At 51.0% G+C, this 25527-nt stretch carries 24 protein-coding genes; 4 read left to right on the plus strand and 20 right to left on the minus strand.

Going from position 1 to position 25527, the window contains the following annotated elements; genetic code table 11:
- Positions 1-5: 5 nt before the first annotated feature.
- Genes HA49_RS07625 through HA49_RS07640 form a run of 4 tightly spaced genes read right to left on the minus strand, consistent with a single transcriptional unit; the run spans position 6 to position 1683 of the window.
- Positions 6-380 (minus strand): response regulator, encoded by a 375-nt coding sequence (locus HA49_RS07625; protein ID WP_038021707.1) that lies wholly within the window; start codon positions 378-380, stop codon positions 6-8.
- Between the two features lie 43 nt (positions 381-423).
- Positions 424-678 (minus strand): DUF1427 family protein, encoded by a 255-nt coding sequence (locus tag HA49_RS07630; protein ID WP_038021710.1) that lies wholly within the window; start codon positions 676-678, stop codon positions 424-426.
- Between the two features lie 2 nt (positions 679-680).
- Positions 681-932, minus strand: a complete 252-nt coding sequence (locus tag HA49_RS07635) for a DUF1427 family protein (RefSeq protein ID WP_038021713.1) — start codon at positions 930-932, stop codon at positions 681-683.
- Positions 933-990: 58 nt separating this feature from the next.
- Positions 991-1683: a hydrolase gene (locus HA49_RS07640; RefSeq protein ID WP_038021715.1), complete on the minus strand. Its 693-nt coding sequence runs from the start codon at positions 1681-1683 to the stop codon at positions 991-993.
- A gap of 322 nt (positions 1684-2005) precedes the next feature.
- On the opposite strand from HA49_RS07640, the gene HA49_RS07645 reads away from it, so the two are divergent.
- Genes HA49_RS07645 through HA49_RS07660 form a run of 4 tightly spaced genes read left to right on the plus strand, consistent with a single transcriptional unit; the run spans position 2006 to position 6784 of the window.
- Positions 2006-3883 carry an amidohydrolase gene (locus tag HA49_RS07645; RefSeq protein WP_038021719.1) on the plus strand — a complete coding sequence of 626 codons (1878 nt, stop codon included), beginning with the start codon at positions 2006-2008 and terminating at the stop codon, positions 3881-3883.
- Between the two features lie 5 nt (positions 3884-3888).
- Complete coding sequence (locus tag HA49_RS07650) at positions 3889-4311, plus strand: DoxX family protein (RefSeq protein WP_084706407.1); 423 nt, start codon at positions 3889-3891, stop codon at positions 4309-4311.
- The gene (locus HA49_RS07655) at positions 4298-5929 is read left to right on the plus strand and encodes an MFS transporter (protein ID WP_038021721.1); all 1632 of its coding nucleotides are present in this window, start codon (positions 4298-4300) and stop codon (positions 5927-5929) included. Before HA49_RS07650 ends, HA49_RS07655 begins: the two co-directional genes overlap by 14 nt.
- Positions 5930-5962: 33 nt before the next feature.
- On the plus strand, positions 5963-6784 hold the full coding sequence (locus HA49_RS07660; RefSeq protein ID WP_038021723.1) for an alpha/beta fold hydrolase: 822 nt from the start codon (positions 5963-5965) through the stop codon (positions 6782-6784).
- A 98-nt stretch (positions 6785-6882) separates the two neighbouring features.
- Here HA49_RS07660 and HA49_RS07665 read toward each other — a convergent pair whose 3' ends face one another.
- The 16 genes from HA49_RS07665 to HA49_RS07740 all read right to left on the minus strand — a co-directional run bounded on the left by HA49_RS07665 (position 6883) and on the right by HA49_RS07740 (position 24752).
- Positions 6883-7350, minus strand: coding sequence for a GNAT family N-acetyltransferase (locus HA49_RS07665; RefSeq protein ID WP_038021725.1), 468 nt, complete (start codon positions 7348-7350; stop codon positions 6883-6885).
- Positions 7351-7394: 44 nt separating this feature from the next.
- Complete coding sequence (locus tag HA49_RS07670) at positions 7395-8135, minus strand: SDR family oxidoreductase (protein ID WP_038021728.1); 741 nt, start codon at positions 8133-8135, stop codon at positions 7395-7397.
- Between the two features lie 92 nt (positions 8136-8227).
- Positions 8228-9685, minus strand: a complete 1458-nt coding sequence (gene nuoN, locus HA49_RS07675; RefSeq protein WP_038021731.1) for an NADH-quinone oxidoreductase subunit NuoN — start codon at positions 9683-9685, stop codon at positions 8228-8230.
- Between the two features lie 6 nt (positions 9686-9691).
- Positions 9692-11212 (minus strand): NADH-quinone oxidoreductase subunit M, encoded by a 1521-nt coding sequence (gene nuoM / locus HA49_RS07680; RefSeq protein WP_038021734.1) that lies wholly within the window; start codon positions 11210-11212, stop codon positions 9692-9694.
- A 105-nt stretch (positions 11213-11317) separates the two neighbouring features.
- A complete protein-coding gene (nuoL, locus tag HA49_RS07685; RefSeq protein ID WP_038021737.1) occupies positions 11318-13153 on the minus strand; it encodes an NADH-quinone oxidoreductase subunit L in 1836 nt (611 codons plus the stop codon).
- Positions 13150-13452: an NADH-quinone oxidoreductase subunit NuoK gene (gene nuoK / locus HA49_RS07690; protein WP_038021740.1), complete on the minus strand. Its 303-nt coding sequence runs from the start codon at positions 13450-13452 to the stop codon at positions 13150-13152. Before nuoK ends, nuoL begins: the two co-directional genes overlap by 4 nt.
- Positions 13449-14003: an NADH-quinone oxidoreductase subunit J gene (nuoJ, locus tag HA49_RS07695; protein WP_038021741.1), complete on the minus strand. Its 555-nt coding sequence runs from the start codon at positions 14001-14003 to the stop codon at positions 13449-13451. Before nuoJ ends, nuoK begins: the two co-directional genes overlap by 4 nt.
- 10 nt (positions 14004-14013) lie before the next feature.
- Positions 14014-14556, minus strand: a complete 543-nt coding sequence (gene nuoI, locus HA49_RS07700; RefSeq protein ID WP_038021743.1) for an NADH-quinone oxidoreductase subunit NuoI — start codon at positions 14554-14556, stop codon at positions 14014-14016.
- 11 nt (positions 14557-14567) lie between these two features.
- On the minus strand, positions 14568-15545 hold the full coding sequence (nuoH, locus tag HA49_RS07705) for an NADH-quinone oxidoreductase subunit NuoH (protein ID WP_038021745.1): 978 nt from the start codon (positions 15543-15545) through the stop codon (positions 14568-14570).
- Entirely contained in the window at positions 15542-18262 is a 2721-nt protein-coding gene (gene nuoG, locus HA49_RS07710) for an NADH-quinone oxidoreductase subunit NuoG (RefSeq protein WP_038021748.1), read from the minus strand. The genes nuoH and nuoG overlap by 4 nt, the downstream gene beginning before the upstream one ends.
- A gap of 113 nt (positions 18263-18375) precedes the next feature.
- The gene (gene nuoF / locus HA49_RS07715) at positions 18376-19722 is read right to left on the minus strand and encodes an NADH-quinone oxidoreductase subunit NuoF (RefSeq protein WP_038021750.1); all 1347 of its coding nucleotides are present in this window, start codon (positions 19720-19722) and stop codon (positions 18376-18378) included.
- A complete protein-coding gene (gene nuoE / locus HA49_RS07720; protein ID WP_038022689.1) occupies positions 19719-20234 on the minus strand; it encodes an NADH-quinone oxidoreductase subunit NuoE in 516 nt (171 codons plus the stop codon). Before nuoE ends, nuoF begins: the two co-directional genes overlap by 4 nt.
- A 2-nt stretch (positions 20235-20236) precedes the next feature.
- Positions 20237-22036 (minus strand): NADH-quinone oxidoreductase subunit C/D, encoded by a 1800-nt coding sequence (gene nuoC, locus HA49_RS07725; RefSeq protein WP_038022697.1) that lies wholly within the window; start codon positions 22034-22036, stop codon positions 20237-20239.
- 112 nt (positions 22037-22148) lie between these two features.
- Entirely contained in the window at positions 22149-22829 is a 681-nt protein-coding gene (locus tag HA49_RS07730) for a NuoB/complex I 20 kDa subunit family protein (protein WP_038021753.1), read from the minus strand.
- Between the two features lie 15 nt (positions 22830-22844).
- A complete protein-coding gene (locus HA49_RS07735; RefSeq protein WP_038021755.1) occupies positions 22845-23291 on the minus strand; it encodes an NADH-quinone oxidoreductase subunit A in 447 nt (148 codons plus the stop codon).
- Between the two features lie 501 nt (positions 23292-23792).
- Positions 23793-24752 carry a LysR family transcriptional regulator gene (locus tag HA49_RS07740; protein WP_046791716.1) on the minus strand — a complete coding sequence of 320 codons (960 nt, stop codon included), beginning with the start codon at positions 24750-24752 and terminating at the stop codon, positions 23793-23795.
- Between the last annotated feature and the right edge of the window lie 775 nt (positions 24753-25527).

The raw sequence follows: 25527 nt of genomic DNA on the forward strand, positions 1-25527 counted from the left end.
ACAGGTTACCTTTGGGAAAACTCATTTCGTATGAGCTCAAACAACGTATCGATATCAACCGGCTTAGATAAAAATGCGATGGCGCCCAGATTAATTGCATACCGCATCATATTTTCATCCCCGTTTCCGGAAATAATAATACCCGCCGGTTTTCTTAACCGCCGGGTCAGATGGATGAAAAGCTCAAATCCACTGATGCCCTTCAGGTGAACATCAATGATAAACAGCGCTGCATTGACTATCGCTGCTTCATCACAAAGAAGAGATTCTGCCGATCCGAACGCTTCTGTCTGATAACCTTCAGATTCCAGCAGATTAACCAGACCATTGCGGACCGAACGTTCATCATCGACAACGATAATGCGCTGCAACAGCTCCATGCTGTTTTCCTTAAATAAAGCTCAGGCCCTGTGAGTCACATCCTTAGGTGGTTTTGTCACCAGAGGGCGGAGTCTTGTCGCCAATCTTATGGTAATATTCGTGTCGAAACCAGTGCCGGTTTACCGGCTGACGGTTGACCAGTCTTTTGATCAATGGGATTAGATGCTCACCAACCTGCATACCCAACAGACCCACAAGGGCAATGATCGGTGGCGCAGGCGAGTTAACGTCCAGAACGGCATAAATTAATCCAACCAATATACCGACAGTCAGTGAGACTGAGTAGGATTTCAGCATGTTTAGTCCGCCTGTTGGCCAATACGTGGTGGTAAAGACAGTTGCTTATCACTCACTGTCTGACTCTGCACAGCAGTGGGTACCCGCGCGGATGCTTCAGTATGAAACAGTTTACCGCCGGCCGTGCTACCCATCACCATTCCCAGCAGCCCTATCAGTGCCACTGCAGGAGGAGCCGGTGACTGTACTTTAAGTAGTGAGTAAATAAGACCTATCAGCACGCCCACGCCCAGAGACAATAATAAAGGACTCACGGGCCCTCCTTAATCAAATAAAGGTCCGTCCCCCGGGAGACGGACCATTTAAAACGGACTAACGGACTTTCGCAGGAACCGGAGCCAGGGTACGGTGTTCAGTCTTCTGACGTGAGGGTGCTTTGTGAACCATGGTGTAAGCGTAATCAACGCCGATGCCGTAAGCACCTGAATGTTCTTTGGCAATATCCATCACAGCGGTGTAGGTGTCTTTGTGCGCCCAGTCACGCTGCCACTCCAGCATCACCTGCTGCCAGGTCACCGGTATCACGCCTGCCTGAACCATGCGCTGCATAGCATAGTCGTGTGCTTCTTTGGTGGTACCGCCTGATGCATCAGCCACCATGTAGATTTCGTAGTCGCCTTCCAGCATCGCGCACAATGCAAAGGTATTGTTACAGACTTCGGTCCACAGTCCTGAAACCACCACTTTTTTCTTACCGTTAGCGGCCAGTGCATCGCGGACTTTTTGGTCATCCCATGAGTTCATCGAGGTACGCTCAAGAATGTCCTGCCCCGGGAACACGTCCAGTAGTTCCGGGAAAGTGTTACCGGAAAAGCTTTCAGTCTCAACGGTAGTCAGCACTGTCGGGATGTTGAAGACTTTGGCTGCCTTCGCCAGTGCAACCACGTTGTTTTTCAGAACCTGACGGTCGATTGACTGGACGCCAAACGCCATCTGAGGTTGCTGGTCGATAAAGATAATCTGGCAGTTCTGCGGCGTCAGTACTTCAAGCTTACGATTAGTCATGTTAAGGCCCATTGAGGTTATTGTGGTTAAATTCAGTGGAATATATAAACAGAGTCAACTGGCAGCCCCGGGATAATCAGCGTCACATTTATGCCGCTGCCCATACCAGTCTCTGTCTGAGCACAGTCTAAGAACCTTTTTATTTTCACAATATTATCTTTAGGTATAACTATACGAACGTATACCTATCCCTTTGTATAACTAGACGTTCTACAAGTATCCTGATCATAATTCCGTCATCCCAATATCCTGCTGTCACGGCAGGAAAATTATTGTCCACGGTCTGCATTTCCGTTCCGGACAACTCATCTCAGGAGATCCTATGGTTACCCTTGGCAAAGCTGATGTCATTCTTACCAATGGCCGTATTCATACCGTCGATCGTGCAAATCCGATTGCCGACGCGGTGGCTATTCGCGACGGCAAGTTTCTTGAAGTAGGCAGCCTGACAGAGGTCATGCAGCACCACTGTGAAGGCACTAAAGTCATCGATCTGAAAGGTCATACCGCGATTCCTGGTCTGAATGACTCGCACCTGCACCTTATTCGTGGAGGACTCAATTACAACCTGGAACTGCGCTGGGAAGGCGTGCCATCGGTAGCTGACGCGCTGCGTATGCTGAAAGAACAGGCGCTGCGTACACCTAATCCGCAGTGGGTGCGTGTGGTAGGTGGCTGGACGGAGTTCCAGTTTGCTGAACGCCGTATGCCAACGCTGGATGAAATCAACGAGGCATCACCAGATACCCCGGTTTTTGTTCTTCATCTCTATGACCGTGCCCTGCTCAATCGTGCCGCACTGAAGGTTGTGGGATATACCAAAGATACTCCTAATCCTCCGGGTGGTGAGATCCAGCGTGATAGCAATGGAAACCCGACCGGAATGCTGATTGCCCGTCCAAATGCTATGATTCTCTACTCTACGCTGGCAAAAGGGCCGAAATTACCGCTTGAGCAGCAGGTAAATTCTACCCGACAGTTTATGCGTGAGCTGAACCGACTGGGCCTGACCAGCGCCATTGATGCAGGTGGTGGCTTCCAGAACTACCCGGAAGATTACGAAGTCATTACTGAGTTACATGAGAAAAAGCAGATGACCCTGCGCATCGCTTACAACCTGTTTACTCAACGTCCAGGTCATGAGCTGGAAGATTTCGAAAAATGGACAGATATGTTGACGCCGGGTCAGGGCAGCGATTATTTCCGCCACAACGGTGCCGGTGAAATGCTTGTGTTCTCGGCCGCCGACTTTGAAGACTTCCTTGAGCCGCGTCCGGACCTGGCGCCGGGAATGGAAGATGAGCTGGAGCGCGTGGTACGCCATCTTGTTGAGCACCGCTGGCCGTTCCGTCTGCATGCAACCTACGATGAATCGATCAGCCGTATGCTGGATGTGTTCGAAAAAGTGAACCGTGAAATTCCGTTCAACGGTCTGCACTGGTTCTTTGACCACGCAGAAACTGTGACACAACGTAATATCGATCGTATCAAAGAACTGGGCGGTGGCATCGCGGTGCAGCACCGCATGGCGTTTCAGGGCGAATATTTTGCAGAGCGTTACGGCATTGAAGCGACCCGTCATACCCCACCGGTTGCTCGTATGCTGGAGACTGGCGTGCCGGTGGGTCTGGGCACCGATGCGACCCGGGTTGCCAGCTATAATCCATGGACAGCACTTTACTGGCTGGTCTCCGGTCGCACAGTCGGAGGAATGCAGATGTATGACGTCAATGCCCGCCTTGACCGTGATACTGCATTGATGCTCTGGACTCAGGGCAGCTCCTGGTTCTCAAGTGAGCAGGGTAAAAAAGGTCAGATAATTGCCGGTCAGTTGGCTGACATGGTGGTTCTTAGCAAGGACTACTTTAGTGTACCCGAAGAAGAGATCAAGGGAATCGAGTCGGTGCTGACCCTTGTTGACGGTAATATTGTTTACGCCGCAGGCTCGTTCAGCAGTGAAGCACCGCCTTCAATCCCTGTACTGCCAGAATGGTCACCTGTTGTTAAAGTTCCGGGTCACTACCGCAGCGCACCGCCAGACACACAAACCCGTGTGGGAATGCGGCAGATGCCCCACCAGTGCAGCGGTCCATGTAGTGTACATAGCCATTCGCATGATTTTGCACGTGGCGCCAATATACCGGTATCCGGGGAGAACGCCTTTTGGGGCGCACTCGGCTGCAGCTGCTTCGCTTTCTGATAACCATGAAGAGTTTATTCTCTCAGCCGTCCCGCATTAATGCGGGGCTGTTCTTCCTGCGCCTCACTGGTTGCCTGCTGTTATTGTATGTGCACGGGCAGCCAAAAGTAGTTCACTTCAGCGAAGAACTGACACGTATCGAGGATCCGTTCGGCCTCGGTCCCTACATGAGCCTGCTTCCGGCTATTTTTGCAGAGGTCATCTGTCCGATTTTCATTCTGGCAGGCATTTTCACCCGGCTCGCCTGTCTGCCCGTCATCGGCGTACTTCTGGTTGCCATGCTGGTCGTACATCCTGACTGGAGTATTGCTGAAGGACAGTTTGGATGGCTGCTTTTGATAATCTTTACCACACTAGCCATCACCGGCCCGGGTGAGTGGCATATAGGGTCAGGCAAGGAAAGAGAGGTTCAGCATGACGCAGGTTAATGAAACCAGTAACGTCACTCCGGATGAAGAAAATACGTTCGCTCCGGCCATGCCAGCCTCTCCATGGCAACCCTTGAGGCAGCCTGTTTTTCGTATGCTGTGGATTGCAACAGTGGTGTCTAACATCGGTTCCTGGATGAATGATGTGGGTGTCAACTGGACAATGCTCACGCTCAGTGCCGATCCGCTGAACGTTGCGCTGGTACAGGCTGCCGCAAGCTTACCTATGTTCCTGTTTGCACTACCCTCCGGTGTACTGGCGGACATCATCGACAGACGAAAATATCTGCTGTTCTCTCAGTTTTGGGTGTTTATCGCGGCGGCGGGACTGACAGTATTATCTTTTACCGGACATGTCACTCCGTGGGTACTGCTGATTGCCGCCTTCCTGATGAGCATGGGTGCCGCCATGAGCTCACCGCCTTTCCAGGCCATAGTGCCCGATCTGGTCGACAAAAGTGCACTCGGCCCTGCTATTGCGCTGAACTCGCTGGGTATCAACATCAGCCGTGCCATAGGTCCGGCTCTGGGCGGGCTAATCCTGTCATTTGCAGGTCCGTGGGTGGTGTTTATGCTGAATGCGTTTTCCGTACTGGGCGTGGCCTGGGTTCTCTATCGCTGGAAAGAAGCCCCTAGCGTACAGCGTTTGCCACCTGAGCATTTTTTCTCAGCAGTACGGGCGGGAATTCGCTACGTTCATGCAGCCCCGGTACTGCGTAACGTACTGGTACGTACCGCGGCTTTCTTTGTGTTCGGCAGTGCCGGATGGGCGCTTCTCCCTCTGGTAGCACGCAGAGAACTGGGACTCGGCCCTGGGGGGTACGGGATCATGCTGGCTTTTATCGGCGTCGGAGCCATCTGTGGTGCCGTGCTGCTGCCTCGTCTGCGCAAGCGTTTTAATGCCGACCAGCTAATGGTTTTGGCAAGCCTGCTGTTTGCCGCCACCATGCTCGCACTGGCATTTATCCGTCACTTCTGGCTGCTTAATGTCTCCGGTTTTTTTACCGGCTTTGCCTGGATAGTCGTACTTTCCACACTCAACCTGGGTGCACAGCGCAGTGCTGCTAAATGGGTTAAGGCACGCGTACTGGCGGTTTACCTGACGGTTTTCTTTGGTTCAATGACCCTGGGTAGCACAATCTGGGGACAGTTGGCTTCTCACTACAGTATCCCGGTTTCACTAAGTATCGCCATCGTCGGGATGGTACTTGCCTGTTTCACCGTACTACGCTGGCGGTTAGACAAAGACCCTGACCTGAATCTGGACGTTACTGAAACCGGCGAAGCGGTCCCTGCACTGGATATTAATCATGACCGTGGGCCGGTGAGGGTGAGCTACGAATATCAGATTCGTCTACAAGATGCTCACGACTTTACGGTCTGCATGCAAGATATGCGCCGCGTGCGCCGTCGCGGCGGAGCCATCAACTGGGCCGTTTATGAAGATATTCTCCAGCCGGGCATCTTCGTTGAAACGTTTGTGGTGGGTTCATGGATGGAACATCTGCGCCAGCTTGAGCGCTATACCATGAACGACCATAAAATTCAGACCCGCGTTTATACCTTCCATCAGGGTGACGAAATACCCGTCGCCCGATATCTGGTTGCACCGGAATAACAGATAGTTTCTTTTAATCATAGGGGGAATACCATGAGTACAATTAAAGCCACAGACGGTACGTCGATTTACTTTAAAGACTGGGGAAAAGGCAAACCGGTTCTCTTCAGCCACGGCTGGCCGTTGGATGCTGATATGTGGGACAGCCAGCTGAATTTTCTGGCTGAGAATGGTTATCGCGTTATCGCTTTTGATCGCCGTGGTTTTGGTCGCTCGGATCAGCCCTGGACTGGCTACGATTACGACACTTTCGCATCAGATATTAATGAGTTGATTAACTATCTTGACCTGCAAAATGTGACGCTGGTTGGATTCTCCATGGGGGGAGGTGATGTTGCACGCTATATCAATAATTACGGTACAGCTCGCGTAGATGGCCTGGTGCTTCTGGGTGCAGTGACGCCAATCTTCGGCCAGTCAGAAAGCTACCCTGAAGGTGTTGAGCAGTCGGTATTCACCGGAATCCTCGATGGCCTGCGTAAAGATCGCGCGCAATTCATTAGTGATTTCGCGGTGCCGTTCTACGGTACTAATGCAGGACAGACAGTATCAGCGGGTGTCCTGACCCAGACGCTGAATATTGCCCTGCTCGCCTCACTAAAGGGGACGCTTGACTGCGTCACGGCATTCTCTACCACAGATTTCCGCGCAGACATGGCAAAAATAGATGTCCCTGCCCTGGTGATTCATGGCAGCAACGATCAGGTAGTGCCCTTTGAAACCACCGGTAAGTTGGCGGCAGAGATGATAGAAGGCGCACAGCTGAAGGTCTATGACAATGCGCCACACGGTTTCGCGGTTACGCACTCCGATCAACTCAATGCGGATCTGCTGGCGTTCCTGAAATCGCTGTAAGGGTAATAAACTGAAATATAGAGTGATCAGGCTCCATCGTCGGCATTAACGTAACAGCCACACATCACTTCATGGCGAAGCGCCCTGCTTCGCCACTTTCACTTGTCAGTACCCTGCAACAACATTCCGATATGCTCTATACCGTCCTCACTGTAGGGGGCGGTACAAGCGACAAAGCCCTGAGTCGCATAAAATTCCTGTAAATGCGCTTGTGCTGATAAATACACTGCCCTTCCCGGGTAACGCACAGTGCAGATCTGCAGAGTCTGTTTCAGCAACAGATGACCCAGTTGTCGCCCACGGGCAAAAGAGGCCACAATAACGCGGCCAATACTCAGAGGTTGCCCGCTCTCTTCCGGAACGAGCAACCGGGAGTAAGCCGCAAGTTGCCCGTCCAGAAATCCCAACAGATGGCGGTTTTCTCCCAGCAAATCAGCACCGTCAATATCCTGGTAGACACACTGCTGTTCCACGATAAACACCTGATTTCGCAACGTCAGTAGCTGATACAAATCACTGACTGATAATTCACTATGGTGCAGATCTTTCCATATAATCCCGGTCATTAAGTTCTCCAGTCTGTTTATGCTCTGAGATAATTCGCGTTATATCAGTAACGCACCAGCCCGCCGTCCACCGCAAACTGGCTTCCGGTGACATAAGAGGCATCTTCAGACAGCAGGAACAATGCCACTGCAGCGGCCTCCTCAGCAGTACCAACGCGTTTCAGGGGCACCTGACTCACCACAAACTCCTCAAAATTTTGCCGCGTTTCCTGTGGCAGAAAATCACGGAAATTAGTTTCTATCGGTCCGGGAAGCAGTACATTGACACGAATATTTCTCTCTGCCAGTGCCGCAGCCCAGCTACGCACCATCGCCACCAGTGCACCTTTAGTCGCGGCGTAGAGACTGGTTGCTGCGGCTCCTTCATACACCGATGATGACGAGGTAATCACTACCGACGCCCCGGGATTCAGTAAGGGCGACAGGCTGACCAGTTGCAGCATTGGCCCGCGTACATTCACCTGCATCATCCGGTCAAAATCGCTGGCGGTAACTGATTCAGGCATCCCGATAGAGGCAAATCCGGCATTCAGCCACAGGCCATCGAGACGTTGCCAGCCGGCAACCGCGGCTGCCAAAGATTCGCCGGTCGTTGCCTGCCCGGCATCATCTTTCAGTACCAGTGAACCTTCCGGCAGTTGTGTCCGCGTGTCAGCCAGGCGCTGTGGGTTCTGTCCGGTCACGGCAACCTTTCCCCCTTCCCGGCAGATCCGTAGTGCACCGGCCAACCCCATACCACTGGTGCCTCCGGTGATCAGTACATTTTTATCTGTAAAACGGGCCATAACAACTCCTGTAAAAGCGGGAAAAAATAACATAAATAAAAAAGGCCATGGAATCCATGGCCTTTTGATCACTGCAGGTTTACGCAGAGAAATTACATAAACGGCTGGGCAAGTTTTACCAGGGTAATCAATGGCTGTGGGAAGATCCCCAACAAAAGCACCAGAATGGCAGAAATCAGGGTGACGATACCACCAGCGGTATAGCCCCAACTGTTGGTCGTATCACGATGATGTAATCCCGGCGCACTCAGGAACAGGCTGACCGTCACGCGCAGATAGTAGTAAAGACCAATAGCACTACCGGCAATCACTGCGGCGGCCAGCCACCATAATTTACCGTTAACTGCAGAAGCCAGTACATAGAATTTACCAATAAAGCCCAGTGTCGAAGGTATCCCTGCCAGCGACAGCATCATCATCGCCATGACTGCCGAGAGCACCGGACGGTGCCAGAACAGACCACGATAAGAGTACAACGAATCAGTATCATTTTCCCGTCCGGCTGCAGACATCAGGCTAACCACACCAAAGGCCCCCAGGCTGCTGAACAGATAACCGGCCAGATAAACGCCCGTCGTTTCCATCGATAATTGCTGTGATTCAGCGGCAATCAATGCCACCAGCAGATATCCGAGATGAGCAATAGAAGAGTATCCAAGCAGGCGTTTGATGCTGGTCTGGGCAATCGCCATTAGGTTACCGAACAGGATAGAAGCAAATGCAATCACTCCCAACGCAGTCCGCACACCTTCACTGTGACTGACTGGCGCATCGATAAACAGTCTCATCATCACGGCAAAGATGGCAATTTTACTGCCGGTCGCAAGAAATGCGGAGACCGGTGCAGGTGCCCCCTGATACACATCCGGGGTCCACAAATGAAACGGCACCAGCGACAGTTTAAAACCAATTCCAATGATAATCATACCAAAACCGGCCATCATCAGCGGTGAACCCAACCCGGCACCGGACAGATTCTGTCCCAGCGCGGCGAAGGTTAAATCACCACTCCCTGCGTAGACCAGTGCAATACCGAACAGCAGGAATGACGAGGCTGCTGCCGACAGAATGGTATATTTAATGGCGGCTTCCAGTGAACGTTTATGCCGGAACGCGTAACCCACCAGACCGAACAGCGGCAGTGAGAGCAGTTCAACGCCAATAAACAGTGATGCCAGATGATCAGCGCTCGACAGTACAATCCCGCCTAATACCGCGATAGCCACCAACAGATAAAACTCGTCGGTATTATCATGAAACGACTTCAGCCACGGGAAAGCAAAGGTACAGGTTGCCAGGCCAGCCATTATCACCAGCGCAGAATAGAAGACCGAATAACCGTCCACCCGTAACAGAGAAGTGACATCCGTTGCACCGTTATGGCCGACAAACCACAGAGATAACAACGCAAGGTTAAGACCAATGACTGTCAGTGTAGCGTTCACAAAGTGGTTGCGTCGCCACGCAATAGACAGCATCACCACCACCACTGTTAATCCGGTGATTAACAGGGGGAGAAGCGCAATCAATTGTTCAGTAGTTATTGTCATGGCTAATCAAGGCCTTGTTATTGAAGTTGAAGCGGCAAACCAGTGCTGAATATTGCTAATTGCAGCATTTGAGGTATCCAGAATCGGCTGAGGATAAACTCCCAGCAGAACCAGTAATACCACCAGTACCAGAATCATCAGAAACTCACGGGCATTCATTCCGCGCAACGGTGAATCAGATTTAGGTGCGCCGTAGTAGGCACGCTGCATCATGATGAGCGAGTACACCGAAGCAAACACCAGACCAAAGGTAGCGATGATAATCACTGCAGGCACGACCCGGAAACTCCCGGTGAGAATCATAAATTCACCGACAAAGTTACCGGTACCGGGCATCCCCAAATTTGCGACGGCAAAAAATAATGACAGCCCCGGCAGCCACTTAATCCTCGACCAGAGTCCGCCCATCAGCCGCATATCACGGGTATGCAGTCGTTCGTAAAGCTGACCACACAAAATAAACAGTGCCGCTGATGAAAGACCATGAGCAATCATCTGGATCACTGCCCCCTGGAACGCCAGTTGGCTACCGGTGTAGATGGCAATCATCACAAAGCCCATATGTGAAATAGAGCTGTAAGCGATCAGACGTTTAATATCAGTCTGTGAGAACGCCATCCACGCCCCATAGAAAATCCCTAACAGCCCCAGTCCCATCGCAATAGGTGCAAACTCCGCTGACGCCTGCGGGAACAGAGGCAGGCTGAAGCGCAACAGGCCGTAAGCGGCGGTTTTCAGCAGGATACCTGCCAAATCTACCGAACCTGCGGTAGGGGCCTGACTGTGAGCATCAGGCAGCCAGCCATGCAGCGGCACGACCGGCATTTTCACCGCAAACGCGATAAAGAAGCCAAGCATTAACAGGTATTGCACCGTATGTGACATCGGAGTATTCAGCAATCTTTCATAACTGAATGTCCATTCGCCGGTGGCCTGGAAATGCACCAGTACCAGCCCGAGGATAGCAATCAGCATCACCAGACCAGACGCCTGGGTATAGATAAAAAATTTGGTCGCTGCCGAGATCCGGGTCTTACCATCAGAGGCTTTGTGCCCCCACAGTGCAATCAGGAAGTACATCGGCACCAGCATCAGTTCCCAGAAGAAGAAAAACAGGAACATATCCAGTGACAGGAACACCCCAATCACACCCCCCAGGATCCACATCAGATTCAGATGGAAGAAACCCTGATATTTCTGGATTTCATTCCAGGAACAGAGTACTGCCATCGTACCGAGCAGACCGGTCAGCACCACCATCAGCAATGACAAACCATCAATCGCCAGATGGAAGTTGATGCCAAATGCCGGGATCCACGGCACTGAGAATTCAGATTGCCACTGCGGTATCCCCGCAGCCTGAGTTAATGAATAACCTCCCTGCGACCAGAGCAGCAAGGAAAGTGCCAGCGTTAACCCCATAGTCAGCAGTGCTATCCAGCGCGGAGCTCTGACACCAAAGCGTTCAGCCAGCCAGCAAAGAAAGCCGCCAACGAAGGGGATTATAATTAGCCAAGGTAGTAACACGGCGTTTGGTTCCCTTTTAGTGATCCGCGAATGACTGTCATCCGCGAAAATTTATTAAGCATGGCAGCGAGGGCAACACTATAGCCCTGCCGCTACCTGCTCACCTCAAACCACCAGCATTAACGCCAGCACAACAACTGCACCAATGCCCATTGAAGCGACATACCAGCGCAGATAACCATTTTCGCTCACCGTCAGCCCTTTACTGGCTGCACGGGAAACCACTGCCAGCAGATTAATCAGCGTATTGAACGGATCTGATTTCAGCAGCCAGGCAATGGCGCGATAAGTTTTTACGAACAGCAGGTCGTACAGCCAATCGAAGCCCCAGGCCGCAAACCACCAACGGGACAGGAAGCGGCCTGGCGCACTGGCAGCCACCGAGGACACCAGTTGCCGTTTACCCAGCCACAACAGAGCGGCAATCACAATCCCGGCAATCGCCACGACACCGGAAGTGATTTCCAGACCGACTTTACCTGCTTCACCACCCAGACTTTGCGGTAACACTCCGGCCAGCGGTGGGGTAATCAATGCTCCAATAAAGGTGGACAGCACCAGCAGAATCAGCAGGGGTAAGTGATGGGTGATGCCCTTGCCAGCATGGGCCTTAATTTTCTCTTCACCATGAAACACAATAAAGATCATACGGAAGGTATAAATTGAGGTCAGAAACGCCCCCACCAGTCCGGCTAACATCAGAATCTGGTGACCACTGGTCATGGCACCGTAAAGGATTTCATCTTTACTGTAGAAACCGGCTGTAATCACCGGCAGGGCCGACAGTGCAGCGCCCCCTACCAGGAAGCAGACATACACCAGCGGAATACTTTTTCGCAATCCCCCCATTTTGAAAATGTTCTGTTCATGATGGCAGGCCAGAATGACCGAACCTGAGGACAGGAACAGCAAGGCCTTAAAGAAAGCATGAGTCATCAAATGGAAGATAGCGGCATCCCAGGCCTGAACACCTAACGCCAGGAACATATAGCCAATCTGGCTCATCGTCGAGTAGGCCAGCACACGTTTGATATCGGTTTGAACCAGTGCCGCAAACCCTGCGAGTACCAGAGTAATGGCTCCCACAATGCCAACCAGATGCAGGATGTCCGGCGTCAGCAGGAACAGACCGTGAGTACGGGCTATCAGATACACCCCTGCCGTGACCATGGTGGCCGCGTGAATCAGTGCCGAGACTGGGGTAGGGCCCGCCATCGCATCAGCAAGCCAGGTTTGCAATGGTAACTGTGCAGATTTACCGACGGCACCCCCCAGCAGCATCAGTGTTGCCCAATCCAGCAAATGATTGTTGCCGGCAAACTGTGTCGGAGCCAGTTCAGCCATTTCCCGGAAGTTCAGTGTACCCAGTTGGTTATAGAGGATAAACAGGCCAAACGCGAGGAACACATCACCGATACGGGTAATGATAAAGGCTTTCATCGCCGCTTTGCCGTTGTCCGGATTGGTGTAGTAAAAACCAATCAGCAGATATGAGCACAGCCCTACTCCTTCCCAGCCGAGATACATCAGCATCAGGTTATCAGCCAGAACCAACACGACCATACTGGCGATAAACAGGTTGGTATAGGCGAAAAACCGTGAATAGCCCTCTTCACCACGCATATACCAGGAAGCAAACATATGAATCAGAAAGCCCACTCCGGTTACGACTGACAACATGGTCAGTGACAAGCCGTCCAGCGTCAGATTCACCTGAATATTAAATTGTCCGACCTGCATCCAGGTCCAGAGTGCCTGCTGATAGGCCACTCGTCCGTGATTAAAGAAATCAATACCGGCATATAAAGTCACCAGGGCTGCCAGTCCCACCGATCCCATTCCTACAGTGGCGGAAAGGTTTTCGGACCAACGGCCACGTGAAAATGCGAGTAACAGAAAGCCAATCAATGGCAGTAATACGGTTAAGTAGAGAAGATTCATCCGCGCATCTCACTCACTGAATCAATATTCAGAGTCTGACGACGACGATGCAATTGCAGCAGCAAAGCCAACCCGATACTGGCTTCTGCCGCCGCCAGGCTTATCGCCAGAATATACATGACCTGCCCATCGGCCTGGCCCCAGTAACTTCCGGCAACCACCAGCGCCAGTGCCGCCGCATTAATCATGATTTCCAGACCAATCAGCATAAACAGCAGGTTACGACGCAGGACCAGTGACGTCAGCCCCAGGACAAATAACACAGCTGCAAGGATGAGCCCGTGTTGCAGAGGTATCATATTTTTTCCTCCTTATTCGCTTTGATGGTGTCGTCGGGACGGTTGCTCAGCACCTCCCCCCGCCGGTCTTCACGACCAATGTGATAAGCCACCACAACGCCTGCCAGCAGCAACATGGATGCCAGTTCAACCGCCAACACATAAGGTCCGAATAAACTGATACCCACCGCTTTAGCATCAATTACCGTACCATCGATTCCCTGGTCATTGATGCTGCTAATAGCTTTGACCAGGGCAACCAACAGCAGTAATGCAATAATGCCAGGACCAATCCACAGTGAGGGCTTCAGCCACTCCTGTTCCTGTTTCTGCTGCACTTTGCCAAGATTCAGCATCATCACCACAAACACGAACAACACCATAATCGCACCGGCATAAACGATAATTTCCAGCGCACCCGCAAAATAAGCCCCGAGTGAGAAGAACACCCCGGCAACCGCCAACAGCGAGATGATTAAATACAGCAAGGCATGCACCGGGTTAGTGTGAGTAATCACCCTAAGCGTGGTTAACACCGCGATTGCCCCACAAAAATAAAATGCGAACTCCATTCCCGACTCCTTAGGGTAATAAGCCTTTAACGTCGATAGGTTTGGCTTCGTTTTCGGCGGAACCTTTCTCTTTACCGTCAATAGCCATACCGGCCATCCGGTAGAAGTTATATTCGGGATATTTCCCGGGGCCTGAAATCAGCAGATCATTTTTCTCGTATACCAGGTCCTGACGCTTGAACTCACCCAGTTCAAAATCCGGAGTCAGCTGAATCGCCGTAGTCGGACAAGCCTCTTCACATAATCCGCAGAAGATGCAGCGAGAGAAGTTGATCCGGAAAAACTCCGGATACCAGCGACCATCGCTCATTTCCGCTTTCTGCAAGGAGATACAGCCCACCGGACAGGCAACCGCACACAGGTTACAGGCAACACAACGTTCCTGACCGTCAGGGTCACGGGTCAGCACAATCCTTCCGCGATACCGTGGCGGCAGATAAACCGGCTCTTCCGGGTACATCTGGGTTTCGCGCTTAGCAAAGGCATGCATCCCTATCATCCAGATACTGCGCACCTGTGTCGCAAAGCCCACCACAATCTCTTTCAATGTCATGGTGTTACTCCTTATTGCGCGTTGTACAGAATCACTGCGGCAGTCGCCAGCAGGTTCAACAGCGTCAACGGCAAACATACTTTCCAGCCGAACGACATCACCTGGTCATAGCGCGGACGCGGTAACGCGGCGCGGATCAGAATAAACATCATCATAAAAAATGCAGTTTTGATGGCAAACCAGATGAATGGCGGTAACCACGGGCCTAACCACCCCCCGAAAAACAGCGTAACAATTAACGCTGAAACGGTAGTAATAGCCACATACTCACCGACAAAGAACAGACCAAACTTCATCCCGGCATATTCAATGTGGTAACCGTCGGCCAGTTCCTGTTCCGCTTCCGGCTGATCAAACGGGTGTCGGTGGCACACCGCAACTCCGGCAATACAGAAGGTCACAAATCCAAAGAACTGAGGAATGATATTCCACAGGTGTGTCTGACTGGTGATAATGGCGGTCATATTAAATGACCCCGCCTGTGCTACCACGCCCATCAGCGATAAACCGAGGAATACTTCATAACTCAGGGTTTGCGCCGATGCACGCATCGCGCCAAGCAGAGAATATTTGTTATTACTCGACCAGCCGGCAAACAGCACCGCATAAACCGCCAGACCTGCCATCATCAGGAAAAACAGCAACCCGATGTTCAGGTCAGTGACCATCCATTGTGGAGAGACCGGAACGATAGCAAATGCCAGCAACAACGCAACGAAAGCAATCACCGGAGCCAGCGTAAAAATAGCGCGGTCTGTGAAAGGAGGAACCCAGTCCTCTTTAAAGAACATTTTAATCATGTCGGCGGCCAGTTGCAGCGATCCGCCCCAGCCAACACGGTTAGGTCCATAGCGGTTCTGGAACAGACCCAGCAGACGTCGCTCAGCAAAACTCATGAATGCCCCACAGGCCACCACCACCAGCAGGATCACTATCGCTTTCACTATCTGAATCAGAACCGCTATGACTTCAGGAGTAAACCAACTCATTGTGCTGCCTCCTGCAGTTTTTCAATGGTTGCGCCAGACAGGAACAAAGGAACACCCGGCATGCCCAGTGGTAAACCGACCTGACCGGCGGGCAGTGCCGCAGAGAAATGCACCGGCAGGTTAACGGTTTCACCACCACACTGTAATTCCAGCCGTGCGCCTTCATTAATGCCCAGTTTTTCCCCTTCCTGAGGATTAATCACCATCACCGCCTCGCTCATACGCTGACCGAACACGGATGAACGCTGAGATAACTCTTCACTACCAAACAGGCGATACATTGGTGCTACCTGCCATTGTCCGGAATCCGAAGTTTGTGCAGCAGGAGTAAACCAGTTAAGTCCGCTGTCCGAAGGTTCAATCAACCGAACGCCCGGGTCGCCATTACGCAAATGGCCGCCCACTTCATCCTGGAATTTGTTCCACGCCTGTGGTGAGTTCCAGCCAGGTGCCCAGGCAAACGGAATCTGCGACCGTGGTGCCGAGGGTTGGTTGTTACCTTCCATCGAAAACGCAAACATCGTGTCTTTATCCTGAGGCTGACGCGGTTCATGTACACTGATGTTGGCACGCATGGCGGTACGGCCACTGTAACGGTGAGGTGAACGCGCCAGTTTCTGGCCACGAATACGGAACGAAGCATCCGGTGCCGCTTCTTTAATCGCGGCCAACTGAGGATATTCTGCAACAACCGTATCAATCACATGATCGAGCTGTGACCAGTCAACTTTCCGGCTTTCCAGCACCGCATGCAGCGAATGCAGCCAGCGCCAGCTTTCGGTAACCTGTACGCTGTTATCGTAAAATGCTGGATCAAATACCTGGAAGAACCGTTGTGCCCGACCTTCATGGTTTACCACGGTACCATCGCTCTCTGCGAAGGTGGATGCAGGCAGGATGTAATCGGCTTTTTCCAGAGTTCGGGTCTGCTGATGATCCAGCACAATCACCTGATGGCTGTTATTCAGTGCCGCATCGACCAGGGCTGCAGGAGCATGACGGTAAAGGTCATTCTCCATGATGACGACGGTATCCGCCTCGCCCGTGTTCAGCATATCCAGCACAGATTCAAGCGGCTTCCCGCCCAGCATCGCCAGACCAATACTGTTGGTCTGAGGAGCCAGCAACGTAATACCAACATCAGCCCCTTTATTTTTCAGTGCCCTGGCAACGTTAGCTGCTGCTTCAATCATCGACGGACTACCGGAGTGGGTTCCGGAGATGATCAGTGGCTTTTTCGCGCCACTCAGTGCCTGGACGACCACATCCAGTTTACCCTTCAGTGTACGCTCAAACTCTCCGGCTGCCGGAGCATCCCCGTCAATGGCATGCGCAATGGCAAACCCCAGACGCGCCTGCTCTTCGACGGTGGCACGATAGCTCCATGCAGCAATATCATCTAACCGGGTTTCAGCAACGTGCGTGACAAATAATGGGTGCTTAGCGTGCTGTCCTATGTTAAGAATCGCGGCAATCTGCCAGTCAGCAACTTTCTGGGCTGCCGCCAGTTCACGGGCTTTGCCCTTCACTGCCTGACGAACCGATAAAGCAACGCGAGCCCCCACCTGAGTCAGATCTTCGCCCAGCACTAACACCGCATCGTAAGATTCAATCTCACGTAAAGACGGGGTATAAACGCCACCATTACGCAACACTTCCAGAATACGCATGACATTGTTATGTTCATGACTGGCCATCCCGGTAGAGAAGTTGTCGGCACCGACCAGTTGTTTCAGGGCGAAGTTGCTTTCAATACTGGCGCGTCCGGAGCCAATACCCACCACTTTTTTCCCCTGACGCATAACATCTGCCGCTGCATTAACTATTTGCTCTGCACTCAGGGAAACCCAGTCGGAACCACGTAACTGTCTGGAACGGCGCGGTCTGTCTTCACGGTTGACATAACCATAACCAAACCGGCCACGGTCACATAAAAAGTAATGGTTAACGCTGCCGTTGAAGCGGTTTTCTATACGACGGAGTTCACCATACCGCTCGCCGGGGCTAATGTTACAACCAATGCTGCACTGCTGGCAGATGCTGGGAGCAAACTGCATGTCCCATTTACGGTTATAACGTTCAGAATGAGTTTTATCGGTGAATACCCCGGTCGGGCAAACTTCGACCAGGTTGCCTGAGAATTCGCTTTCCAACGTACCATCTTCCGGCCGTCCGAAGTAAACATTATCATGTGCGCCATAAACTCCAAGATCAGTTCCTCCGGCATAGTCCTTGTAGTAACGGACACAGCGGTAACAGGCGATACAGCGGTTCATTTCATGGGAAATAAAAGGACCGAGATCCTGATTCTGGTGAGTACGTTTGGTAAACCGATAACGGCGGAAACTGTGGCCCGTCATTACGGTCATATCCTGAAGGTGGCAGTTACCGCCCTCTTCGCAAACCGGACAGTCATGCGGGTGGTTGGTCATCAGCCATTCCACCACACTTTCGCGGAATTCCTTCGCTTCGGCATCTTCAACAGAAATGAAGGTACCGTCAGAAGCCGGAGTCATACAGGACATCACCAGACGTCCACGGGTATCTTCGGCATTCTGATATTGCTTTACCGCACACTGGCGGCAGGCACCCACGCTCCCGAGCGCCGGATGCCAGCAGAAATAAGGAATATCCAGCCCGAGAGAGAGACAAGCCTGCAACAGATTGTCAGCCCCGTTTACTTCATATTCTTTACCGTCTACATGAATAGTAGCCATAGTGAACATGCTTCCGTAAGGCTCGTGCCGGCACGAGCGTTAAACATAATACTTATAATTTTCGTGGTTTCAGAGCCGCTTTCGCATGCTGTGCAGACGAAAGCTGACACCCGCTACCAGCGTGATTTCAGCAGGTTAGGCTGGATGCCCGCAATCTGGTTAAGATTGCCGAATACCTGAGGTGCAATACCCGCTTCAAACTCGTCGCGGAAATATTTAATCGCACTCTGCAAAGGCTCCACGGCGCCCGGTGCATGGGCACAAAATGTTTTGCCCGGCCCCAACTGACGACATAATTGCTGTAATGTTTCGATATCACCCGGCTGGCCTTTGCCCTGCTCCAGAGCACGAAGAATCTTCACACTCCAGGGCAAACCATCACGGCATGGGGTACACCAGCCACAGGATTCACGAGCGAAGAACTCTTCAAGATTACGCACCAGTGACACCATATTGATCTCGTGGTCGACCGCCATCGCCAGCGCGGTTCCCAGACGACTCCCGGCCTTACCAATGCTGGCAAATTCCATCGGCAGATCGAGGTGGCTTTCGGTCAGAAAATCGGTACCCGCCCCGCCTGGCTGCCAGGCTTTAAATTTCAGACCATCGCGCATCCCCCCCGCATAATCCTCCAGAATTTCGCGGGCAGTAATCCCGAACGGCAATTCCCAGACACCCGGGTTTTTCACCCTTCCGGAAAAGCCCATCATCTTGGTGCCCGCGTCTTCACTCCCGGAAATCCCTTTGTACCATTCCACCCCATTGGCGATGATGGCTGGCACATTCGACAGGGTCTCAACATTATTGACACAGGTAGGCTTGCCCCAGGCACCCGCTGAGGCAGGGAATGGCGGCTTAGAGCGAGGGTTAGCACGGCGACCTTCCAGCGAGTTAATCAGTGCCGTTTCTTCGCCACAGATATAACGTCCGGCCCCGGTATGCACCATCAGCTCAAAATCAAAACCGGATCCAAGGATATTTTTCCCCAACAGTCCGGCCGCTGTCGCTTCTTGAATCGCCTGCCGCAGGTTAGCGGCAGCTTCAATATACTCACCGCGCAGGAAGATATATCCGCGATAAGCTTTCAGAGCGAATGCCGCAATTAACATCCCTTCCACCAGTTGATGCGGCATCTGTTCCATCAGCAGTCGGTCTTTATAAGTGCCTGGTTCCATCTCATCTGCGTTACACAGCAGGTAGCGGATGTTCATGGATTCATCTTTTGGCATCAGGCTCCACTTAAGACCGGTGGAGAAACCCGCACCACCACGCCCTTTCAGCCCGGAGTCTTTTATTTGCGCCACAATTTCATCGGGCGCCATCGACTGCAGCGCTTTAATAGCACCGGCATAGCCGTTTTTACTGCGGTACTCCTCCAGAAACACCGGCTGATGATCATCACGCATGCGCCAGGTGAGAGGATGGGTTTCCGCAGTACGAATGATAGTCTTAACGGTCATTGATACTGCTCCAGTAAAGTGGCAATCGATTCCGGGGTCAGATGGACATGCGTCTGCTCGTTGACCATCATCGTCGGCCCTTTGTCGCAGTTGCCCAGGCAACAGGTCGGCAGCAGTGTGAAGCGGCCATCAGCCGTTGTCTGGCCTGGCTTAATATTTAACGCCTGTTCTAACGCCGCCTGAATCCCCTGATAACCAGTAATGTGACAGACCACACTGTCGCAGTAGCGAATAACATGGCGTCCCACTGGTTTACGATAGATCTGGCTGTAAAAGGTCGCGACGCCTTCCACATCACTGGCAGGGATACCCAGCACATCTGCAATGGCTTCAATTGCACCGTCTGGCACCCAACCACGATGTTTCTGAACAATTTTTAATGCTTCTATCGACGCTGCACGGGCATCTTCGTAATGATGCTTTTCGTGTTCAATTGCCTGGTACTCTTCTGCGTTCAGCACAAAATTTTCTGCCGGGTCAATCGTTTTAACAGCTATTTTCTGGTCATTCATCATTAGCGGTCCACGTCAGACATAACAAAATCAATACTGCCGAGATAGACAATCAGGTCTGAAACCAGGCTGCCACGAATCACCGACGGTATTTGCTGCAAGTGCGGGAAGCTCGGGGTTCTGACCCGGGTCCGGTAGCTCATCGTGCTGCCGTCACTGGTCAGGTAGTAGCTGTTAATCCCCTTGGTGGCTTCAATCATCTGGAACGATTCATTAGCCGGCATCACCGGACCCCAGGAAACCTGCAGGAAGTGAGTAATCAGAGTTTCGATATGCTGCAGGGTACGTTCTTTCGGCGGCGGAGTGGTCAGCGGATGATCGGCCTTAAATGCGCCGGCTGGCATATTATTCAGACACTGTTCAAGAATACGGAGTGACTGCCACATTTCTTCCATCTTCAGCATCACACGGCTGTACGCATCGCTGACACCATCGCCGACAGGGACTTCGAAATCGAAGTTTTCATAGCCTGAGTATGGCCTCCACTTACGGACATCGAAATCAAGCCCGGTAGCACGTAATGCAGCCCCGGTGGTGCCCCACTCCAGCGCTTCTTTTTGGTTATAAGCAGCGACGCCTTTGGAACGCCCAACCAGAACCGTGTTACGTAATGCCGCTTTGTCATACTCTTTCAGACGTTTTGGCATCCAGTCGAGGAAATCGCGTAGCAGGCGCTCCCAACCTTTCGGTAAATCGTGCGCCACACCGCCGATACGGAACCAGGCCGGATGCATACGGAAACCGGTGATAGCTTCAACCACATCGTAAATTTTCTGGCGATCAGTAAACGCAAAGAACACCGGAGTCATTGCCCCGACATCCTGAATGAAAGTGGAGATATATAACAGGTGGCTGTTAATGCGGAATAACTCGGACAACATCACACGAATCACATTGACGCGATCCGGTACCGTGATCCCTGCAAGTTTTTCTACCGCCAGCACGTACGGCATTTCATTCACACAACCACCGAGGTATTCAATACGATCGGTGTAGGGAATATAACTATGCCAGGACTGGCGTTCCCCCATTTTCTCGGCGCCACGGTGGTGGTAACCAATATCCGGAACACAGTCGACAATCTCTTCACCATCCAGTTGCAGAATAATGCGGAAAGCACCATGCGCAGACGGATGGTTAGGCCCCAGGTTCAGAAACATAAAATCTTCGTTCGCGGTACCACGCTTCATGCCCCAGGCTTCCGGATTAAAGGTCAACGCCTCCATTTCCAGATCTTCTTTGGCTTTAGTCAGTGAGAACGGATCGAATTCAGTCGCGCGGGCCGGATAGTCTTTACGCAGCGGGTGACCTGTCCAGGTGTCTGGCATCATGATTCGGGTCAGATGCGGGTGACCACGGAAGGTAATGCCAAACATCTCCCATGTTTCACGTTCATACCAGTTAGCATTCGGGAAAATGGTGGTGACTGTGGGTAAATTCAGATCGTTTTCTGACAATGCGACTTTTATCATGATGTCGCGGTTACGTTCTACGGATAACAGATGGTAGAACACAGAAAAGTCAGCCGCCGGCAAGCCCTGACGGTGAGTACGTAGCCGTTCATCGACACCATGCAGGTCATACAACATGACATAAGGTTTAGGCAGCTTGCGTAAAAAAGTAATGACTTCCGGTAATAGTTCACGCGACACCCAAACTACCGGTATTCCGGTACGGGTGGGCTGTACAGTAAAGGCCTCAGGGCCAAAACGATTACGCAATTCACCAACAACAGGATCATCCAGATGATCCTGTGTTTGCCATGCCGGCAGAACGGCGTCTTGCGTGTTCAAATCAGTCATACGATATTCACCATTTCGGCCCGTACTCAGGCACTTATAAGATGACATCAGGATGAAATCCGGCGGGTTTACTTCTGCCAACGCGCGGTATGAGCATCCCTAAATAACCGGCTTAAATTTCATCCGGGCTGCGCAGGTTTGTCACGGCAATACGCTCACCGCGTTTACGTTCACGCTCCGACGGCATATTGGCCCGATATACCCCTTGATCGCCGACGACCCAGGAAAGAGGGCGACGTTCTTTACCAATAGACTCCTGCAACAGCAACAATGCCTGCATGTAAGCCTCCGGACGGGGCGGGCAACCCGGGATGTAAACATCCACCGGCAGGAATTTATCCACGCCCTGCACGACCGAATAGATATCGTACATTCCGCCGGAGTTAGCACAGGCCCCCATCGAAATAACCCATTTGGGCTCCAGCATTTGATCATATAAACGCTGAATGACAGGGGCCATTTTGGTAAACGGGGTGCCGGCTATCACCATAAAATCAGCCTGGCGGGGAGACGCACGCATAACTTCCGCGCCGAAGCGCGCCACGTCATGCACTGCAGTAAAAGAGGTTGTCATTTCGACATAACAGCAGGAAAGACCGAAGTTATAAGGCCAGAGCGAGTTTTTTCTGCCCCAGTTAACCATGTCATGTAATGCGTGTTCGAGTTTGCCCATGTACACACTGCGATGAACATGCTGCTCAAGGGGATCGCTTACAATTTCCTGTTTCTGCAGAGGGTAACGATCATTGTCGCCATTACCTTCGGGGTCTATGCGGGTCAGCGTATAGTCCATTTTAATGCCTCGCTGTTACTGCTTTTGAGAGGGAATATCACTGCGTCCAGCGTCAGTAGTGACAGGGACACGACGCCGGGCAGGCGCCCAGTCCAGCGCACCAATCCGCGCCAGATACACCAGACCTGCCAGTAATACCAAAATAAAAATTGTCGCTTCTGCAAAGCCGACCCAGCCGCTTTCACGCACTGACGTAGACCAGGCGTAAAGAAACAGGGCTTCGACATCGAAAATGACGAAGAACATCGCCACCAGATAAAATTTTGCAGACAAACGCAGCTGAGTATTACCGACCGAGTCGATACCCGATTCGAAAGGAGTATTTTTGTATCGGGCTTTAGCCCTGCCTCCGAGTAACCAGCCACCGGTTAACATGAAGGCACAGAGTCCGAAGGCAATAACGACGAATACAACGAAAGCCCAATGATGTGCAATTACTTCAATGGTTGTTGACATACTCATGCTTACTCATCAAACGTGGCTCAGAGACTTATCAGACCGCAACCGTCCATCACCACAACAATTCAAGGGAAGGGTATTAACGTTATAAAGAGTGCTGTCGTTTCGTATCCACAGCATTTTTATGGGTTTTTTACCCCTTTTGGTAACCTTTTGTCAACCTTGACAATTATAGTTAAAGACTAATTCACAAAACGAACATATTATTAACAAGTAGTGCGCCTTCGTCCAGCTAAATCGCTTCAGTTCAGGTCGTATAACTGCCAACCTGTTCAAATCACACACTAAGTCCTTATAGTCTGGCAGGTCTTTGATAATTTTCCTTCCTGAAGACAGATTATTTTTTTGATCAGGAACAGGCTTATGGCGGGAGTGAGCAAAAAACAACCTGTTTACGGTTTTTTTCGCAGTAGAGATGAAATGGGGGAGATAAAACACCCGCCAGCGATTGTTCAACCGACGGGGGTTTTCGGGCCGGGGTCAACCCGGTATGAAGATTATGTGCTATTCGCCAGCCATATCTTTGACATTAAACTCTGGAATATCCTCTTCATCGTCACCACGATACTCATCATGTGCAGACAGCGGATGTGAAGGATCAGCCAGCGGTTGTAACACAGTAAAAATTGACCGCAGTAGCTCGTTATCGCTGTTCTCCAGACGACACAGAAGATACTGAGTATCGGGTAACGCAGGTAACCCTTCGGCATTCCCCAGAACCCGAACTTCCGGGCCAATCATTTCTGCAGGACGTGCAGTCGCCCCCAGCCCTGATTTAACGGCGACTTTCACTGCAGATAACGAGGTGGCTACGTAAGAAATTCGCCACAGCGTGCCATTACGGTTCAGACTGTCAATAGCCATCTCACGGTAAGGATTTGGCTCATCCTGTAAAACCAGAGGCAATGCTTCGCCGTGGCGGAAAGCATAATCTGCGGCACAGAACCATAATGTCGGCGATGTACGTAATACCTGACTGATGACACCTTCATGGCCTGCCGTAGCGAGCACAAGATCAACCTCTTTATTTTCCAGCAGCGTGAAAACCGTTGCCGAAGGATTGATACGAATATCAATGGTCAGTTTCGGATACAAAGTGGTAATACGATTAAGGACATAAGGCAATAACGTTTCAGCGGTGTCTTCGGTAACGCCTATGGTCAGTACGCCCTGGACATTGCTGTACATAAGAGATGCACAAGCTTCATCATTAAAGCGTAATATCTTACGGGCGTAACCCAGTAACTGAATACCATGCTCGGTCAATAACTTATTACGGCCGTGTCTGGCAAACAGTTCTTTGCCAACCAGTTGCTCAAGCCTCTGCATTTGCTGACTCACTGCAGATTGCGTCCGGCAAACTGCCGCTGCTGCTGCAGCGAAAGTATTCAGGTCAGCTACTGCAACAAATGTCCTTAACAGGTCGAGGTCCAGATTCATAATTGGAGGATTAGTATTTGTCATATTTTATAGTCACTTATAAGTTTTTATTACTTACTGCCCTGGTGTTACTACTAAACCTGTCTGTTGACAGGATACAAACAGAACCCGGAGATCATCGGGCAAGGGATCGACGGCAATCTGGCCAGTCAATTCAAACGCCCTAAGGGACCCAAAAATCTCGAGTTAATACAGGCAATTAGATTAGATACTTCACCTGGTTGCTACTGCATTACCTCCGGAATGCTGCATCGATAATTTTAGATGACTTCTGCCTGATTAAAAGGCAGCGCGTAAAATTCATTACAGATTTCAATCCGTATTAAATTTATTAATAATACTTAATCATTTTTAACCGTAAATTGGAATTATTTTTATATAAAAGTACATAATTTTTGACCTGGTTCATATTCAGAGACTCTGATTTCCTATTCTTTTCCCACCGGAGTTTACTTTAAAGGACTTTTCCTCTCAGATATAAACTATCCCTATGTTTTTAAAATGTAATTTTCCAGTTTAATGATAAATAAAATGTCAGTATTTATTAGCATTTAGCAGAATTATCTTAATTAACTATTGATTCGGAATGCTATTGGTTGATTTTCTAATCTTTACAATAAAAATGAAAGCGATTACAAAGATAAATAATCAATTAACACTAACCGGTATAAGCCGAATTTTATTTGTGACCATAAAATAGAGCACTCAGATATTCGGTTAATATCAAGTGGATACAGGAAGCAAGGTGATGGAACAAAAACCTGTTTTATTGCAACATTATGGTCATTACATCCAATAA

It is taken from the genome of Tatumella morbirosei (genome assembly GCF_000757425.2).
GTDB lineage: Bacteria > Pseudomonadota > Gammaproteobacteria > Enterobacterales > Enterobacteriaceae > Tatumella > Tatumella morbirosei.

Excerpts from the sequence above, each read along its gene's own strand:
- HA49_RS07625 (WP_038021707.1), bottom strand. The coding sequence starts at position 380 with ATGGAGCTGTTGCAGCGCATTATCGTTGTCGATGATGAACGTTCGGTC.
- HA49_RS07630 (WP_038021710.1), bottom strand. The coding sequence starts at position 678 with ATGCTGAAATCCTACTCAGTCTCACTGACTGTCGGTATATTGGTTGGA.
- HA49_RS07640 (WP_038021715.1), bottom strand. The coding sequence starts at position 1,683 with ATGACTAATCGTAAGCTTGAAGTACTGACGCCGCAGAACTGCCAGATT.
- HA49_RS07645 (WP_038021719.1), top strand. The coding sequence starts at position 2,006 with ATGGTTACCCTTGGCAAAGCTGATGTCATTCTTACCAATGGCCGTATT.
- HA49_RS07650 (WP_084706407.1), top strand. The coding sequence starts at position 3,889 with ATGAAGAGTTTATTCTCTCAGCCGTCCCGCATTAATGCGGGGCTGTTC.
- HA49_RS07655 (WP_038021721.1), top strand. The coding sequence starts at position 4,298 with ATGACGCAGGTTAATGAAACCAGTAACGTCACTCCGGATGAAGAAAAT.
- HA49_RS07660 (WP_038021723.1), top strand. The coding sequence starts at position 5,963 with ATGAGTACAATTAAAGCCACAGACGGTACGTCGATTTACTTTAAAGAC.
- HA49_RS07665 (WP_038021725.1), bottom strand. The coding sequence starts at position 7,350 with ATGACCGGGATTATATGGAAAGATCTGCACCATAGTGAATTATCAGTC.
- HA49_RS07670 (WP_038021728.1), bottom strand. The coding sequence starts at position 8,135 with ATGGCCCGTTTTACAGATAAAAATGTACTGATCACCGGAGGCACCAGT.
- nuoN (WP_038021731.1), bottom strand. The coding sequence starts at position 9,685 with ATGACAATAACTACTGAACAATTGATTGCGCTTCTCCCCCTGTTAATC.
- nuoL (WP_038021737.1), bottom strand. The coding sequence starts at position 13,153 with ATGAATCTTCTCTACTTAACCGTATTACTGCCATTGATTGGCTTTCTG.
- nuoK (WP_038021740.1), bottom strand. The coding sequence starts at position 13,452 with ATGATACCTCTGCAACACGGGCTCATCCTTGCAGCTGTGTTATTTGTC.
- nuoJ (WP_038021741.1), bottom strand. The coding sequence starts at position 14,003 with ATGGAGTTCGCATTTTATTTTTGTGGGGCAATCGCGGTGTTAACCACG.
- nuoI (WP_038021743.1), bottom strand. The coding sequence starts at position 14,556 with ATGACATTGAAAGAGATTGTGGTGGGCTTTGCGACACAGGTGCGCAGT.
- nuoH (WP_038021745.1), bottom strand. The coding sequence starts at position 15,545 with ATGAGTTGGTTTACTCCTGAAGTCATAGCGGTTCTGATTCAGATAGTG.
- nuoG (WP_038021748.1), bottom strand. The coding sequence starts at position 18,262 with ATGGCTACTATTCATGTAGACGGTAAAGAATATGAAGTAAACGGGGCT.
- nuoF (WP_038021750.1), bottom strand. The coding sequence starts at position 19,722 with ATGACCGTTAAGACTATCATTCGTACTGCGGAAACCCATCCTCTCACC.
- nuoE (WP_038022689.1), bottom strand. The coding sequence starts at position 20,234 with ATGAATGACCAGAAAATAGCTGTTAAAACGATTGACCCGGCAGAAAAT.
- nuoC (WP_038022697.1), bottom strand. The coding sequence starts at position 22,036 with ATGACTGATTTGAACACGCAAGACGCCGTTCTGCCGGCATGGCAAACA.
- HA49_RS07730 (WP_038021753.1), bottom strand. The coding sequence starts at position 22,829 with ATGGACTATACGCTGACCCGCATAGACCCCGAAGGTAATGGCGACAAT.
- HA49_RS07735 (WP_038021755.1), bottom strand. The coding sequence starts at position 23,291 with ATGAGTATGTCAACAACCATTGAAGTAATTGCACATCATTGGGCTTTC.
- HA49_RS07740 (WP_046791716.1), bottom strand. The coding sequence starts at position 24,752 with ATGACAAATACTAATCCTCCAATTATGAATCTGGACCTCGACCTGTTA.